The organism is Kitasatospora sp. NPDC090308 (assembly GCF_044769485.1).
GTDB classification, from domain to species: Bacteria; Actinomycetota; Actinomycetes; order Streptomycetales; family Streptomycetaceae; genus Kitasatospora; species Kitasatospora fiedleri.
Genome location: NZ_JBIVXY010000011.1, coordinates 40,488 through 54,382 on the forward strand (window position 1 = coordinate 40,488; position 13,895 = coordinate 54,382).

Consider the following 13,895-nt stretch of genomic DNA (forward strand, 5'->3'; position numbering starts at 1 on the left):
CCCGCTCCGCAGCGCCTCCCGCCCAGGGCTCCCCGCCCTCTCCCTCTTCCTCCTCCCGTGCCCTTCCGCCGCCGACCCCCCGTCCCGCGCGCCCCCGGCCGGTAGCGTGGCGGGTGCAGCGGACCGGCGGGCCACGGGGAGGGACCGGCATGGGGATCAGGCGGGTCGGCGAGGACGCCGGGCGGCGGGCCGGGGCGGCGCTGGCCTCGGTCCGGACCAGGGTGGGGACGGACTGGGCCCGGCGGGCACTGGAGACGCACCCGAAGCCGGGGACGCCGCCGACGCAGGAGTGGGAGGTCTCGCTCGCCGGGCTGGTCGGGCGGCTCCCGCGCGTCCCGGGCCCGGCGGTGCGGCTGCTGCACCTGCTGGACGGGCTCGGCCAGGTCGCGGTCGGGCCGGAGCAGGTCGGCTTCGACGGGGAGTCGGCCGCCTGGGACAAGGTGCTGGAGATCCGCTGCCACAGCACCGTCGACCTGCTGCCGGACGTGGTGGTCGACCGCGAGGTGGACCGGATCCGCGAGTTCCTGCCGCCCGTCCCGGGCCGCAGGTGGCTGGTCACCAGGGCCGCCGAGGCGCTGCTCACGGTCGCGCTGGCGGCGACCGCCACCGCCGAGCGGCAGGAGCGCCCGCTGCCCTGCGAGATCGTCGCCAAGAACCTGCTCGGCCGCCCGAAGAACCTGGCCGGCGGCCTGTTCGCGGCCTCCGCGCTCACCCTGATCCCGGAGGCGGGCGAGGCGGTCCTCGCCGCCGCCCGCGAACGCGGCATCCCGGTCACCGTCGTCGAGGACCCGATGACCGGCCTGCACGCCGAACGCGCCGCCCAGCTCCGCGGCGCCGCGGACCGCCTCACCGAGGCCCTGCGCCGCCTGCGCGCCGCCGAACCCGAGCCCACCAAGGCCGAGGCGGGCGCCGCCGCCCTCGCCGCACTCGAACAGCTCCGGGCCCGACCCCCCGCCCAGGACTGACCCGACGCCCGGTCAGCCCCCGTCCGGGGCGGGGGCGGTGGCGAAGGCGTGCAGCCAGGTCAGGTCGCGCTGGCCGGGTCCGTAGCGCTCGGCCTCGTGGGAGCGTTCGACGGCGACCACCCGGAAGCCGGCGGCTTCCAGCAGCGCGGTGACGCGGGCCGCGGACTGGTAGCGGTAGAAGCGGGAGGCGTCGCTGCTGAAGCGCTCGAAGACCTCCTCCTCGCCCTCGCCCTCCTTGAAGCTGGCGAACAGCGCCCCGCCGGGGGCCAGCACGCGGCGGAACCCGGCCAGCGCCGCGCCGACGTCGTGGTCCTTGAGGTGCAGCAGCGTGGCCTGGCACCAGACGCCCGCGAAGTGCCCGTCCGGGAAGGCCAGCCGCCGGGCGTCCATGACCCGGAAGTCGAGCTCCGGGTGGCGCTCCGCGGCCCGGGCCACGAACGCGGGCGACAGGTCGACGCCCCGCGCCCGCAGCCCGCGGGCGGCGAGCAGCCCGGTGTCCCGCCCGAAGGCGCAGCCGACGTCCAGCACCCGTCCGGCCGGGTCGGGCAACAGCCGGACGAACGCGTCGAGTTCGGCGTCCGGAAGCATCCCGGCGGTCGCCCGCTCGTAGCGCTCCGGGTCCCGGTCGTACGCCCGGATCGTCCCGCTGAGGTAGTCGTCCCCGGCCACGCCCGCCACCCTTCCCGCACCCGCACGGACGCCCCGCGCGCCACCCCGCCGGACGCGTTCCGCGCCCGGCGGGGTTCCCCGCGGCTACTTCTCGCAGGCGATCCCGTCGCCGTCCCGGTCGAGCGCGGAGCGGTAGCCGGGGTCCCCGCGGTGCAGCGGCGCGGCGCCGGCGGCCTTCGCCTCCGTGCAGTTCTTGTAGTACGCCGACGCCTGCTCGGTGGTGCGCTCCGGCTCGGGGGTGGGCTCCTGCGCCTCGGGCGTCGCGGCGGGCGGCACGGTCGGCGTCGGCACCGGGACCTCGGGCGTCGGGACCTCCGGTGTCGGGGTGGGGGTCGACGCGGGCGTCGGCGTCGGCTCGGGCGCACTGGTGGCGGGTTCCGGCGTGGGGCTGTCGTCGGGGCTGGGTGCGGCGCTGGGCGAGGCGGTGGTGGCCGCGGGCGCGGGGACGCGGCCCTTCTTCTCCGGGCCGACGATGACCGCGAACCAGAACAGCGACATGAACAGGCACCACACCGTCAGCAGCACCTTGGCCGCGAGGTGCACCCGGCGCGACCGCCACACCATCACGGCGGCCACCGGAGGCAGGAAGACCAGCAGGGCGATCCGCACCCAGCGGTTTCCTGCCGTCCGCCGGCCGGATCGGGGCGAGGGGGTCCGGTACGGATTCACTGGCGCGTTCCTCGGATGGGCGGATGTGGACGAGACGTGAACATCATCGCGTCCGGTACCGCCGCTCCGTCCGTGTTCGGCGGAGCCGTGACCGAACGGAAGCCGTCCGGGGCCCGTTCGGTCCGGAACGGGAGACGCCCGCGCGAACCGCTCCGGAGAGGGTTCGCGCGGGCGTCGTGCCGGTGACCGGTCAGTTGGCGTCGGCCGGGACGGTGCCGAGGCGGCCGGCCTGGAAGTCCTCCATGGCCTGCTGGAGTTCGCGGTGGCTGTTCATCACGAACGGGCCGTACCAGGCGACGGGCTCGCGGATGGGGAGGCCGCCGAGCAGGACGAACTCGAAGGTGGCGGAGCGGGAGTCTTGCTTCTCGTCGGCGCGGACGGTCAGGCTGTCGCCGTCGCCGAAGACGACGGCCTGGCCGGTGTGGAACGGCCGCCGCTCCTGGCCGGCGGAGCCGCTGCCGGCCAGTCCGTAGGCGAGGGCGTTGAAGTCGGCGCGCCACGGCAGGGTGATCTGGGCGCCGGGGGTGAGCGAGACGTGGGTCATGGTGATGGGGGTGTGGGTGGCGCCGGGGCCCTGGTGGCCGTCGACCTCGCCGGCGATGACGCGGATCAGCGCGCCGCCGTCCTCGGAGGTGAGCAGCTTGACGCTGCCGCTGCGGATGTCCTGGTACTTCGGGGTGATCATCTTGTCCGAGGCGGGCAGGTTGACCCAGAGCTGGAGGCCGTGGAAGAGGCCGCCGGACATCACCAGCGACTCGGGCGGGGTCTCGATGTGCAGCAGGCCGGAGCCGGCCGTCATCCACTGGGTGTCGCCGTCGGTGATGACGCCGCCGCCGCCGTGCGAGTCCCGGTGGATGAAGGTGCCGTCGATGATGTAGGTGACCGTCTCGAAGCCGCGGTGCGGGTGCCAGGGGGTGCCCTTGGGCTCGCCGGCCTCGTAGTCGACCTCGCCCATCTGGTCCATCATGATGAACGGGTCGAGGAACTTGGTGTTGATCTTGGCGAAGGCCCGGCGGACGGGGAAGCCCTCGCCCTCGTAGCCCTCGGGGGCGGTGGCCACGGTGAGGACCGGCCGGGCGGTGCTGTGCACCGGGTCGGGGCTGGTGACGCGCGGCAGGGTCAGCGGGTTCTCGACGGTCACGGCGGGCATGTCGGCCTCCTTAGGCGGGTCTGTGGCCTACGTCCACCACAGTAGTTCAATCATCAACCACTCGCAAGGTTGAACGTTGAACTACTTGGACGCATTCCCGTCCGGCGGCAGGCGCAGGAGGAGGGGAGAAGGGGAGGGGAGAAGGGGTCAGCCGTACATGCGGCGCATGGTGAAGTCCACCATCTGCTCGACCGCCCGCGCGTCGAAGACCATCCGGTGCTCGCCCTCCATGTCGAGGGCGAAGCCGTAGCCGGTGGGCAGCAGGTCGAGGATCTCCGCGCCGGTCACCGAGAAGTGCTTGGACTCCTTGCCCGCGTACCGCTTCAGCTCCTTGAGCGAGCTGAACATCGGGATGACCGGGGTCGGGGTGTTGTGCAGGGCCAGGAAGCCGGGGCGGTCGCCGCGCGGGCAGTACACCTTGGAGGTGATGAAGATGGCCTGGAAGTCCTCCACGGGCATCGCGCCGGTGGTGAAGGCGCGCACCGCGTCCGCGAGCGAGGGTGGCGAGGGCTCGGGGTAGAGCGACTGCTGGGCGGCCTGCGGGTCGCCGTACCCGGGGCCGGGCATGCCGGACATCCCCTGCTGCATCTGCTGCTGGTAGGGGTCCTGGTAGGCGCTCTGCTCGTAGCCGTACACGGGGACAAGGCTATCGGGCCGCGCCCCGCTTGGGGGCGGGTGATCCGCACAATCCGGCCCGGGGAGCCATTGTGGGACGTGACCACGTTCATAGCTCCGTCACGTCAGGGGGCTTGAACAAGTTACCAACCGGTAGCATCATGGGGCGTACTGGTGGGTAAGCGGTGCGCCGGAAGCGGCCGCCCGTGGAGCAGACGAACCGGAGAAACGGTCATGGGTCACTACAAGTCCAACCTGCGGGACGTGGAGTTCAACCTCTTCGAGGTGTTCGGCCGCGACCAGGTGTACGGCACCGGTCCGTTCGCCGACATGGACGTCGACACCGCGAAGAACATCCTCAGCGAGATCTCCCGGCTGGCCGAGAACGACCTCGCGGCCTCCTTCGTCGACGCCGACCGCAACCCGCCGGTGTTCGACCCGGAGACCAACACGGCTCCGATCCCGGAGACCTTCAAGAAGAGCTACCAGACCTTCATGGACGCCGAGTGGTGGCGCCTGGGCATCCCGGAGGGCATCGGCGGCCAGGTCACCCCGAACTCCCTGGTCTGGGCGTACGCGGAGCAGGTGCTCGGCTCCAACCCGGCGATCTGGATGTACTCCTCCGGCCCGGCCTTCGCCGGCGTCGTCTACGACGAGGGCACCGAGGAGCAGCAGAAGGTCGCCCAGCGGATGGTCGAGGGCCTCTGGGGCGCCACCATGGTGCTGACCGAGCCGGACGCCGGCTCGGACGTGGGCGCCGGCCGCACCAAGGCGGTCAAGCAGGAAGACGGCTCCTGGCACATCGAGGGCGTCAAGCGCTTCATCACCTCGGGCGAGCACGATATGTCCGAGAACATCATCCACCTGGTGCTGGCCCGCCCCGAGGGCGGCAAGCCGGGCACCAAGGGCCTGGGCCTGTACATCGTGCCGAAGTTCGACTTCGACTGGGAGACCGGCGAGCTCGGCGAGCGCAACGGCGTCTACGCCACCAACGTCGAGCACAAGATGGGCCTCAAGGCGTCCAACACCTGCGAGATGACCTTCGGCGCCAAGCACCCGGCCAAGGGCTGGCTGCTGGGCGAGACCGTCGACGGCATCCGCCAGATGTTCAAGATCATCGAGTTCGCCCGGATGATGGTCGGCACGAAGGCCATCGCCACCCTGTCCACCGGCTACCTGAACGCGCTGGAGTACGCCAAGGAGCGTGTGCAGGGCGCCGACATCTCGCAGTTCATGGACAAGACCGCGCCGCGCGTCACCATCACCCACCACCCCGACGTGCGCCGCTCGCTGCTCACCCAGAAGGCGTACGCCGAGGGCATGCGCGCCCTGGTGCTCTACACCGCCTCGGTGCAGGACGACATGCTGGCCGCCCGCCTGCGCGGCGAGCACGACGCCGCCGCCGAGCGCCTGAACGACCTGCTGCTGCCGATCGTGAAGGGCTACGGCTCGGAGAAGTCCTACGAGCAGCTGGCCCAGTCGCTGCAGACCTTCGGCGGCTCCGGCTACCTGCAGGAGTACCCGATCGAGCAGTACATCCGGGACGCCAAGATCGACACCCTGTACGAGGGCACCACCGCCATCCAGGGCCAGGACTTCTTCTTCCGGAAGATCGTCAAGGACGGCGGCCAGGCGCTGACCGCCGTCAACGAGCAGATCACCAAGTTCCTGGCCGCCGGCGAGGGCGGCGCCGAGCTGGCCGCCGAGCGCGACCTGCTGGCCAAGGCCGCCGGCGACCTGGAGGCCATCGTCGGCACCCTGATCGCCGACCTGTCGTCCGTCGAGCAGGACGTCAAGAACATGTACAAGGTGGGCCAGAACACCACCCGCCTGCTGCTGGTCTCCGGCGACGTGGTGGTCGGCTGGCTGCTGCTGCGCCAGGCCGCCGTCGCGCTCGCCAAGCTGGAGGCCGGCGCCTCCGAGAAGGACGTGCCGTTCTACCGCGGCAAGGTCGCCGCGGCCAAGCACTTCGCCCGCACCGTGCTGCCGACCACCGCCGCGCAGCGCCAGATCGCCGAGAACATCGACAACGAGCTGATGGAGCTGGCCGAAGAGGCGTTCTGACCCGGCGCCCGCCACAGGACCGCCCGACCCACCCTCACGCCGCGGGGCCCGGTACTCCACCGGGCCCCGCGGCGTTGTCCGCTCCCGGGGGCGCTCGGAGTCACTTCCGGGGCGCTCCGGGGCCGCTCCGAGCCGCTCCGGGGCGGCCCGGCCGCGGCGCCGGGTCGCGGCCCGTTCACTGTTGTGTCACCGTTGCGGACTTCCCGCGGCCCTGTCCGTGTACGGGCATATGCTCATGGTGCGGACCGGCAACCCCACCAGGCCCGCCCCGCCCTCTACCCAGGAGCAAAATGTCGACCGTCGCCCGAACGGCCCACTTCGACCGGAAGCACACGGACGACCTCATCGCCTTCCTCGCGGCCTCTCCCTCGCCGTACCACGCGGTGGCGAGCGCGGCCGAGCGGCTGGAGCGGGTCGGCTTCCGCCGGGTCAACGAGACGGACGCGTGGGACGGCGACGGCGGGGGCCGCTACCTGGTGCGCGGCGGCGCCCTGATGGCCTGGTACGTGCCGCCGAACGCGACGGCCGCGACCCCGTACCGGGTGGTCGGCACCCACACCGACTCGCCGAACCTGCGGGTCAAGCCGGTCCCGGACACCAGCTCGGCCGGCTGGCGGCAGATCGCCGTGGAGATCTACGGCGGCGTCCCGCTCAACACCTGGCTCGACCGGGACCTCGGGATCTCCGGCCGGCTCGCGCTGCGCGACGGCACCACCCGCCTGGTGCACCTGGACGAGCCGCTGCTGCGGGTGCCGCAGCTGGCCATCCACCTCGACCGCGGGGTCAACGACGGCCTCAAGCTCGACCGCCAGCGCCACCTGACGCCGATCTGGGGGATCGGCGGCACCACCGAGGGCGCCCTGCTGGAGTACGTCGCCGGGAAGGCCGGGCTGGACGCCGCCGACGTGGCCGGCTGGGACCTGATGGCGCACGACGTGCAGCCGCCCGCCTACCTGGGCCGCGACCGCGAACTGCTGGCCGGGCCGCGGCTGGACAACCAGCTGTCCGTGCACGCCGCCACCGCCGCGCTGGCCGCCGTCGCCGAGGCCGGCGCGGACCTGCCGTGCATCCCGGTGCTGGCCGCGTTCGACCACGAGGAGACCGGCAGCGAGTCCGACACCGGCGCGCAGAGCCCGCTGCTGGGGAACGTGCTGGAGCGCTCCTGCCACGCCCGCGGCGGCACCCTGGAGGACCGCGCCCGGGCGCTGGCCGGCACCGTCTGCCTCTCCTCCGACATGGGCCACGCGGTGCACCCCAACTACAGCGAGCGGCACGAGCCCGGCCACCACCCGATGCCCAACGGCGGCCCGATCCTCAAGGTCAACGTCAACAACCGGTACGCCACCGACGGGGTCGGCCGGGCGGTGTTCGCCGCCGCCTGCGAGAAGGCCGGCGTGCCGTGGCAGTCCTTCGTCTCCAACAACGCGATGCCCTGCGGCACCACGATCGGCCCGATCACCGCGGCCCGGCTCGGCATCACCACCGTCGACTGCGGCATCGCGGCGCTGTCCATGCACTCCGCCCGCGAGCTGTGCGGCGCCGAGGACCCGCACTACCTGGCGAGCGCGATCAAGGCGTTCCTGGAGGGCTGAGCGGCATCCCGGACGACGGGGGCGGGCCGGCGGCCCGCCCCCGTCCGCGTCTCACTCCATCCCGGCCAGCACCAGCGGCAGCCGGCTCGCGCCGCCCGCCACCAGCTTCACCGGCACGCCCCAGTCCTGCTGGTGCACGTGGCAGGCCGGGTACTCGACCGCCGGGTCGTCGTCGCAGGACGCCGCCATCGCCGAGACGTGCAGCACGCCCTCGGCCACCTCGCCGGAGAGCACCAGCTCGCGGCCGAGCGCGCTGTCCGCGCCCGCGCCCGACACCAGCAGCTCCGGCGGCGTGGCGCTGACCAGCAGCCGGGTGGACGGGCCGTAGCGCTCGTCCAGCTTCTGGCCGGACGGCGCGGAGAACACCACGTCCAGGCGGAACGGGCCCGGGGCGACCTCGGTGGCGGCCCGCCGGGTGCGGTGCGCGACGGCCTCGACCCGGACCGCCTCCTCGGGCAGCCGCAGCCTGGTCAGCCGGTGCCGGGCGGACTCCACCACCACGATGTCCCCGTCCACCACCACCGCGCCGGACGGCTCGCGCAGGTCGGTGGCCAGCGTGCTGACCTCGCCGGTCGCCGGGTCGTAGCGGCGCAGCGCGTGGTTGTAGGTGTCGCTGACGGCCACCGAGCCGTCCGGGAGCACGGTGACGCCCAACGGGTGCTGGAGCAGCGCCTGCCCGGCCGCGCCGTCCCGGTGCCCGAAGTCGAACAGGCCGGTGCCGACGGCGGTGCGCACCTCGCCGGTTCCACGTGAAACCCAGCGCAGCGCGGAGGTCTCCGCGTCGGCCACCCACAGCCGCTCGCCGTCGGCGGACACCGCCAGGCCGGACGGCTGGGCGAACCACGCCTCCGCGGCCGGACCGTCCACCAGGCCCTCGTTGGTGGTGCCCGCCGCGACGGCGACCGTCCCGGCCACCGGGTCGAAGGACCACAGCTGGTGCACGCCCGCCATCGCGATCCACACCCGGCCGTCGAAGAACGCGACGTCCCACGGCGAGGACAGCTCCACCTCGCGGGCCGGGCCCGCGGTCGGCGAGCCCTGCCACCACTGCTTCCCGGTGCCGGCCAGCGTGGTCACCCGGCCGTCCGCCAGCCGGACGCCGCGCAGCGCGTGGTTGACGGTGTCGGCCACCACCACGTCGTAGCCCAGGTCGAGGCCCGCCGGCACCAGCGCCAGCCCCTGCGGCTCGCTGAACCGCGGCTCGACCCCGTCCACCAGCCCGCGCACGCCGTCACCGATCCGCCGCACCACCCGCTCGCCGTCCTCGGCCAGCTCCACCAGCGCGTGGTGCCCCGAGTCCGCGACCAGGTAGTGCCCGTCCGGCAGCCGCACCGCCTTCCCCGGGAAGCGCAGGTCCCCCGCCTCCGGCTCGGGCGCCACGTACGGCCCGTCACCGCGCCGCAGCGTCCCCTTCGCCGCGTGCTCGGCCTCCAGCTCCTCCACCAGCTTCGCGATCGCGTGCGCATGCCCCTCCCCGGCGTGCTGCGCGACCACGTACCCCTCCGGGTCGATCACCACCAGCGTCGGCCAGGCCCGCACCGCGTACTGCTTCCACGTCACCAGCTCCGGATCGTCCAACACCGGATGGTGCACCTCGTACCGCGCCACCGCGTCCACCACCGCCCGGTGGTCGGCCTCGTGGACGAACTTCGGCGAGTGCACGCCGACGATCACCACGGTGTCCCGGTGCCGCTCCTCCAACTCCCGGAGCTCGTCCAGGACGTGGAGGCAGTTGACGCAGCAGAAGGTCCAGAAGTCCGCGATCACGATCTTGCCGCGGAAGTCGACCAGCGACAGGTCCTTGCCGCCGGTGTTCAGCCATCCGCCCTTGCCCACCAGCTCGGGGGCCCGGACGCGTGCACGAGAAGTCATGCCCCCAGTCAACCGCATCGGGCCGAGGGCACTGACGGCCGGTAAAGGCTTCGGAAAACTGTCGTCAGGATCCGGTGACAGGAGACGTGGACCACGGCGGTCCGGTCGGTGGCGGGTCATCCTGCGGTGGAGGGTCGTGCGAGGCGCGACCGGTGGGCTGTGCGTTGACCGGCGCCGAAGTTCCACTCCTGGCCACGTCCCGGAAGGATGACCGGTGGAACTTCTCCTGCGTCGCTCGGGCGGCGACCCGCCCCGGGAACCGCGCTCCCGGGGCCGACTGGCGGCCCTGGACGGACTGCGGCTGGTCGCCGCGCTGATGGTGCTCTTCCACCACTACGTGGGCTACGGCGGGGGCACGAAGCCGGCGGAGAGCGCCTGGGAGCGGCCGGCGGTGGAGGTGTTCCACGGCTACGCGGAACTCGGCGCGTACACCTGGACCGGGGTGTGCCTGTTCTTCGTCATCAGCGGCTTCGTGATCTGCATGAGCTCCTGGGGGCGCAGCCTCGGGGACTTCGTCCGCTCCCGGGTGGTCCGGCTGTACCCGGCCTACTGGTTCGCGGTGCTCACGACCACGGCGTTCCTGGCGCTGTGGCCGACCCTGCGCAAGCCGCTGACCGTGGACGCGGTGCTGGCCAACCTGACCATGTTCCACCTCGGGCTGAACCTGGACAGCGTGGACGCGGTCTACTGGACGCTGTGGGTGGAGATGCGCTTCTACCTGCTGTTCGCCCCACTGGTGTGGCGCGGCCTGACGTACCGCAAGATCGTCGTCTTCTGCGTGCTGTGGACCGTGGCCTCGGCGTGGTCGACCCCCCTCGTCGACTCCATCGGCATGTCGGAGTACTCCTCGTTCTTCGTGGCCGGAATGGCGATGTACCTGATGCACAGGTTCGGTCCGAACCTGCTGCTGTGGGGCATCGTCGGGTTCAACTGGGCGCTGTCGGTCGAGAACGGGCTGCGCCACCAGGCGGAGGTGCAGCCCTCGCTGGGCGACGCGCGGGTCGCGCCGCTGGACGTCGCCGGCCTGCACCTCGAACACTGGCCGGTGGTCCTGCTGGTCACCCTCGCGTACCTGGCGGTGCTGGCGGTCGCGCTCGGGTGGACCGCGCGGATCCAGTGGCGCTGGCTGACCGTCGCCGGAGCGCTCACCTACCCGCTGTACCTGCTGCACGAAGTCATGGGCTGGACGGCGCTGCGCTGGCTGCACCGCAGCGGGATGGGCCCGTGGCCGGCGGTCGGGACGGTCACCGCGGCGATGCTGGTGGTCGCCTGGCTGGTGCACCGGCTGGTCGAGAGGCCGCTCGCGCCGGTGCTGCGCCGCGGCCTGGACCGGGCCCTGGAGCAGGTGCGGGCCGCCGATCCGCCCGGGCGCCGTTCCCCGGCCGGCCCGGCGGGAGCCGCGGCGCCGGTCCTGGTGGAGCCGGAGTTCCGGGCCCCGCTCCCGCAGGAGCGCTCCCCGGTCTGATCGTCCGGCCGCCGGTCAGGCGTCGGCCGCCGCCTCCGCCGCGCAGGCGCGGACCAGGGCGACGGCCGCGTCCAGCCGTCCGTGGTCCGCGGCGTCGAGCACCGGGTCGGCGGCGCGGCGGGCGCGGGCGGTGGTGAGGTGGTGGGTGGTGAGCGGGGGGAGGCCGTGGAGGAGGGGGACGAGGACGGCGGGGGCGGCGGCGGTGTGTTCGGGCATGCCGAGCAGGGCCTGGGCGAGGACGACGGCGCTCATCGCGGTGTCCAGGCCGGGGTCGCCCTCGGTGGCGGTGGCCCAGTCGATGACGACCGGTCCGCGGGGGGTGAGCAGGACGTTCTCGGGGTGCAGGTCGAGGTGGAGCACCCGGTCGCCGGGGTGGGCGGCGGTGCGGGGCGGGACGGCGTGCAGGCGGCGCAGCAGGTCGGCGAGCATCCGGCCGGCGGCGTCGGGGGCGAGTGCGCCGGTGGTGACGGCCTGCGCCATGGTGGGGCCGTCGAGCCGTTCCATCAGCAGGTCGGTGGGCCGCTCGCCGGGCCACGCGGCCGGTACGGGGTAGCCGTGCCCGGCGAGGTGGGCCATCAGGTCGGCCTCGCCCCGCGCGTCGGCCCACGCGCCGGCCCCGGCGCGGTAGCGGCGCAGCACCCGCCCGTCGGGCAGCGCGAAGACGTCCGCGGTGCGGCCGGTGCCGAGCAGCTCGCCCGGTGCGCCCGGTGCGCCCGGTGCGCCCGGTGCGAACGGTTCGCCCGGTGCGACCGCTTCGACAGGTCCGCTGGTCGTTTCGGACACGTGGTTCCCCCGTTCCTCGTGCCGGTAGGTACGTCCGGCGCCCCGCCCCGGTTCCCGGCCGGAACCCGGGTGACGCCGCGCCGCCCGCGCGCGACAATGGCCGGATGATCGCCTACGTACCCGGGGACGACGTCGAAGTGCCGCCCGCCGTGGCCGAGTTGGCCGCCGGTGAGCCGGTCGTCGCGGTGTGGCGCAACGAGCTGCACGGCCTGACGTTCCGGCTCGGCGACGGGCCGGGGCGGCGGTTCGTGAAGTGGGCGCCGGCCGGCAGCCCGGCGGACCTCGCGGTGGAGGCCGAACGGCTGGGCTGGGCGCGGCGGTTCACCACCGTCCCGGAGGTGCTCGCGCTGGGCGGCGGCGAGGCCGCGGGCGGCCACTGGCTGCTGACGGCGGGGCTGCCGGGGCGGTCGGCCGTGGACGAGGCGTGGAAGCGGGACCCGGCGACGGCCGTCCGGGCGGTCGGCGCGGGTCTGCGGGCCTTCCACGAGGCGCTGCCGGTGGCCGGCTGCCCGTACGACTGGTCCGCGCCGGGCCGGGTGGCCCGCGCCGCCGCGCTGCGCCGCGACCCGGCCGACTGGCACCCGGACCTGCGCCACCACGGCACCGTGGAGCGGGCGCTGGCGGTGCTCGCCGACCCGCCGCCGGTGGACGTCGAGGTGGTCTGCCACGGCGACGCCTGCGCGCCCAACACCCTGGTCGGCGCGGACGGCCGCCCCTCGGGCCACGTCGACCTGGGCGCCCTCGGCACGGCCGACCGCTGGGCGGACCTGGCGGTGGCCACCTGGAGCACGGTGTGGAACTACGGCCCGGGCTGGGAGCGTCCGCTGCTGGAGGCGTACGGCGTCGCGCCGGACGCCGAGCGGCTCGCCTACTACCGCCTGTTGTGGGACCTGGCGTAGCGGCCGGTGGCACCATGTCGGGTGCCGCCCGACGGCGGGCCGGCGAGCACCAGACGAGGAGTCGGGGACATGGGTCGGAAGTTCGTGGTCAAGGAGCGCCTCTTCGCGGTCGGCGACGACTACTGGGTCGAGGACGAGCACGGCGAGAAGGCGTTCCTGGTGGACGGCAAGGTGCTGCGGATGCGCGACACCTTCGAGTTGCAGGACACCGCGGGCAACACGGTCGCCACCGTCCGGGAGAAGGTGCTGACCGTCCGCGACGCGATGAAGATCGAGAACGCGGACGGGGACGTGGTGGCGACCGTCCGCAAGAAGCTGTTCACCCCGTTCCACGACAAGTACCACGTGGAGCTGGAGAACGGCGGCGAGTACGAGATCCACGGCGACCTGATCGACAAGGAGTACACCGTCAAGGGCGACGGCCACCGGCTCGCCGAGGTCTCCCGCAAGTGGTTCCGGATCCGCGACACCTACGGCGTGGAGATCGAGGACGGCGTCGACGTCCCGCTGATGATCGCCGTCGCGGTCTGCCTGGACCGCCTGGTCGAGCACAACGACTGAGCCTCGGCCCCGTCCGGCCGCCCGCCCCGTGCGCTATGTTGTGCCGGTCCTCGGCACGGGCCGGCGGCCGGACAGGCAGGAGGGGCGGGACGCATGAACGACATCCTTCACCAGCTGGGATACGCGTCCGCGTACGGTGCGGTCGGGCTGGTCCTGCTGCTGCTCGGCGTGCTGCTGGTCGACCTGCTGACGCCCGGCGAGCTGCGCCGGCAGATCTGGATCGAGCGCAACCGGAACGCCGCCGTGGTGCTCAGCTCGGCGCTGCTGGCGATCGGCGCGATCGTGTTCACCGCCGTGATGTCGACCTACCAGGAGTTCGCCAAGGGCCTGGCCGCGGCGGCCGTGTTCGGCCTGTTCGGCCTGGTGCTGATGGCCGTCTCGTTCTGGGTGCTGGACCTGGTGACGCCCGGCAGGCTCGGCGAGCTGCTGGTCGACCGCGAGCCGCACCCGGCGGTCTGGGTGACCGCCTCCACCAACCTGGCCGTGGCGGCGATCGTCTCCGCCGCCATCTACTGACGTCCGCCGGCGGCCGGTCCGGCCGCCACCGCGCGCGAGAGGCCCGGCACCCCCGTCCGAACGGGGGTGCCGGGC

13 protein-coding genes are annotated in these 13,895 nt (G+C 73.5%); 7 read left to right on the plus strand and 6 right to left on the minus strand.

Annotated features, from left to right (window positions below; translation table 11 throughout):
- Positions 1 to 149: 149 nt before the first annotated feature.
- Positions 150 to 965 (plus strand): hypothetical protein, encoded by an 816-nt coding sequence (locus ACIQVD_RS23535; RefSeq protein ID WP_402291580.1) that lies wholly within the window; start codon positions 150 to 152, stop codon positions 963 to 965.
- 12 nt (positions 966 to 977) lie between these two features.
- Here the strand turns inward: ACIQVD_RS23535 and ACIQVD_RS23540 are convergent, their stop codons facing one another.
- The 4 genes from ACIQVD_RS23540 to ACIQVD_RS23555 all read right to left on the minus strand — a co-directional run bounded on the left by ACIQVD_RS23540 (position 978) and on the right by ACIQVD_RS23555 (position 4,089).
- On the minus strand, positions 978 to 1,634 hold the full coding sequence (locus tag ACIQVD_RS23540; RefSeq protein ID WP_402291582.1) for a class I SAM-dependent methyltransferase: 657 nt from the start codon (positions 1,632 to 1,634) through the stop codon (positions 978 to 980).
- Between the two features lie 84 nt (positions 1,635 to 1,718).
- A complete protein-coding gene (locus ACIQVD_RS23545; protein WP_400691596.1) occupies positions 1,719 to 2,243 on the minus strand; it encodes an excalibur calcium-binding domain-containing protein in 525 nt (174 codons plus the stop codon).
- 250 nt (positions 2,244 to 2,493) lie between these two features.
- Complete coding sequence (locus tag ACIQVD_RS23550; protein ID WP_402291584.1) at positions 2,494 to 3,453, minus strand: pirin family protein; 960 nt, start codon at positions 3,451 to 3,453, stop codon at positions 2,494 to 2,496.
- A 147-nt stretch (positions 3,454 to 3,600) separates the two neighbouring features.
- Positions 3,601 to 4,089 carry an SseB family protein gene (locus ACIQVD_RS23555; RefSeq protein WP_033251964.1) on the minus strand — a complete coding sequence of 163 codons (489 nt, stop codon included), beginning with the start codon at positions 4,087 to 4,089 and terminating at the stop codon, positions 3,601 to 3,603.
- Positions 4,090 to 4,302: 213 nt separating this feature from the next.
- Here ACIQVD_RS23555 and ACIQVD_RS23560 point away from each other — a divergent pair, with 213 nt between their 5' ends.
- Complete coding sequence (locus ACIQVD_RS23560) at positions 4,303 to 6,132, plus strand: acyl-CoA dehydrogenase (protein ID WP_400691713.1); 1,830 nt, start codon at positions 4,303 to 4,305, stop codon at positions 6,130 to 6,132.
- 290 nt (positions 6,133 to 6,422) lie between these two features.
- Entirely contained in the window at positions 6,423 to 7,724 is a 1,302-nt protein-coding gene (locus ACIQVD_RS23565; RefSeq protein ID WP_282202080.1) for a M18 family aminopeptidase, read from the plus strand.
- Positions 7,725 to 7,775: 51 nt separating this feature from the next.
- Here the strand turns inward: ACIQVD_RS23565 and ACIQVD_RS23570 are convergent, their stop codons facing one another.
- Positions 7,776 to 9,596, minus strand: a complete 1,821-nt coding sequence (locus ACIQVD_RS23570) for an NHL domain-containing thioredoxin family protein (RefSeq protein ID WP_402291587.1) — start codon at positions 9,594 to 9,596, stop codon at positions 7,776 to 7,778.
- Between the two features lie 214 nt (positions 9,597 to 9,810).
- Between ACIQVD_RS23570 and ACIQVD_RS23575 the strand changes: the two genes are divergently transcribed.
- Complete coding sequence (locus ACIQVD_RS23575) at positions 9,811 to 11,061, plus strand: acyltransferase family protein (RefSeq protein WP_402291589.1); 1,251 nt, start codon at positions 9,811 to 9,813, stop codon at positions 11,059 to 11,061.
- Positions 11,062 to 11,076: 15 nt separating this feature from the next.
- Here the strand turns inward: ACIQVD_RS23575 and ACIQVD_RS23580 are convergent, their stop codons facing one another.
- A complete protein-coding gene (locus ACIQVD_RS23580) occupies positions 11,077 to 11,844 on the minus strand; it encodes a phosphotransferase (protein ID WP_402291591.1) in 768 nt (255 codons plus the stop codon).
- Between the two features lie 104 nt (positions 11,845 to 11,948).
- On the opposite strand from ACIQVD_RS23580, the gene ACIQVD_RS23585 reads away from it, so the two are divergent.
- The 3 genes from ACIQVD_RS23585 (at position 11,949) to ACIQVD_RS23595 (ending at position 13,820) form a co-directional block, all read left to right on the plus strand.
- Positions 11,949 to 12,743, plus strand: a complete 795-nt coding sequence (locus tag ACIQVD_RS23585) for a phosphotransferase (RefSeq protein WP_400691726.1) — start codon at positions 11,949 to 11,951, stop codon at positions 12,741 to 12,743.
- A gap of 69 nt (positions 12,744 to 12,812) precedes the next feature.
- Positions 12,813 to 13,304, plus strand: coding sequence for an LURP-one-related/scramblase family protein (locus tag ACIQVD_RS23590; RefSeq protein ID WP_400691729.1), 492 nt, complete (start codon positions 12,813 to 12,815; stop codon positions 13,302 to 13,304).
- Positions 13,305 to 13,397: 93 nt separating this feature from the next.
- Positions 13,398 to 13,820, plus strand: a complete 423-nt coding sequence (locus ACIQVD_RS23595) for a DUF350 domain-containing protein (protein WP_100837096.1) — start codon at positions 13,398 to 13,400, stop codon at positions 13,818 to 13,820.
- The last annotated feature ends 75 nt before the right edge of the window (positions 13,821 to 13,895 follow it).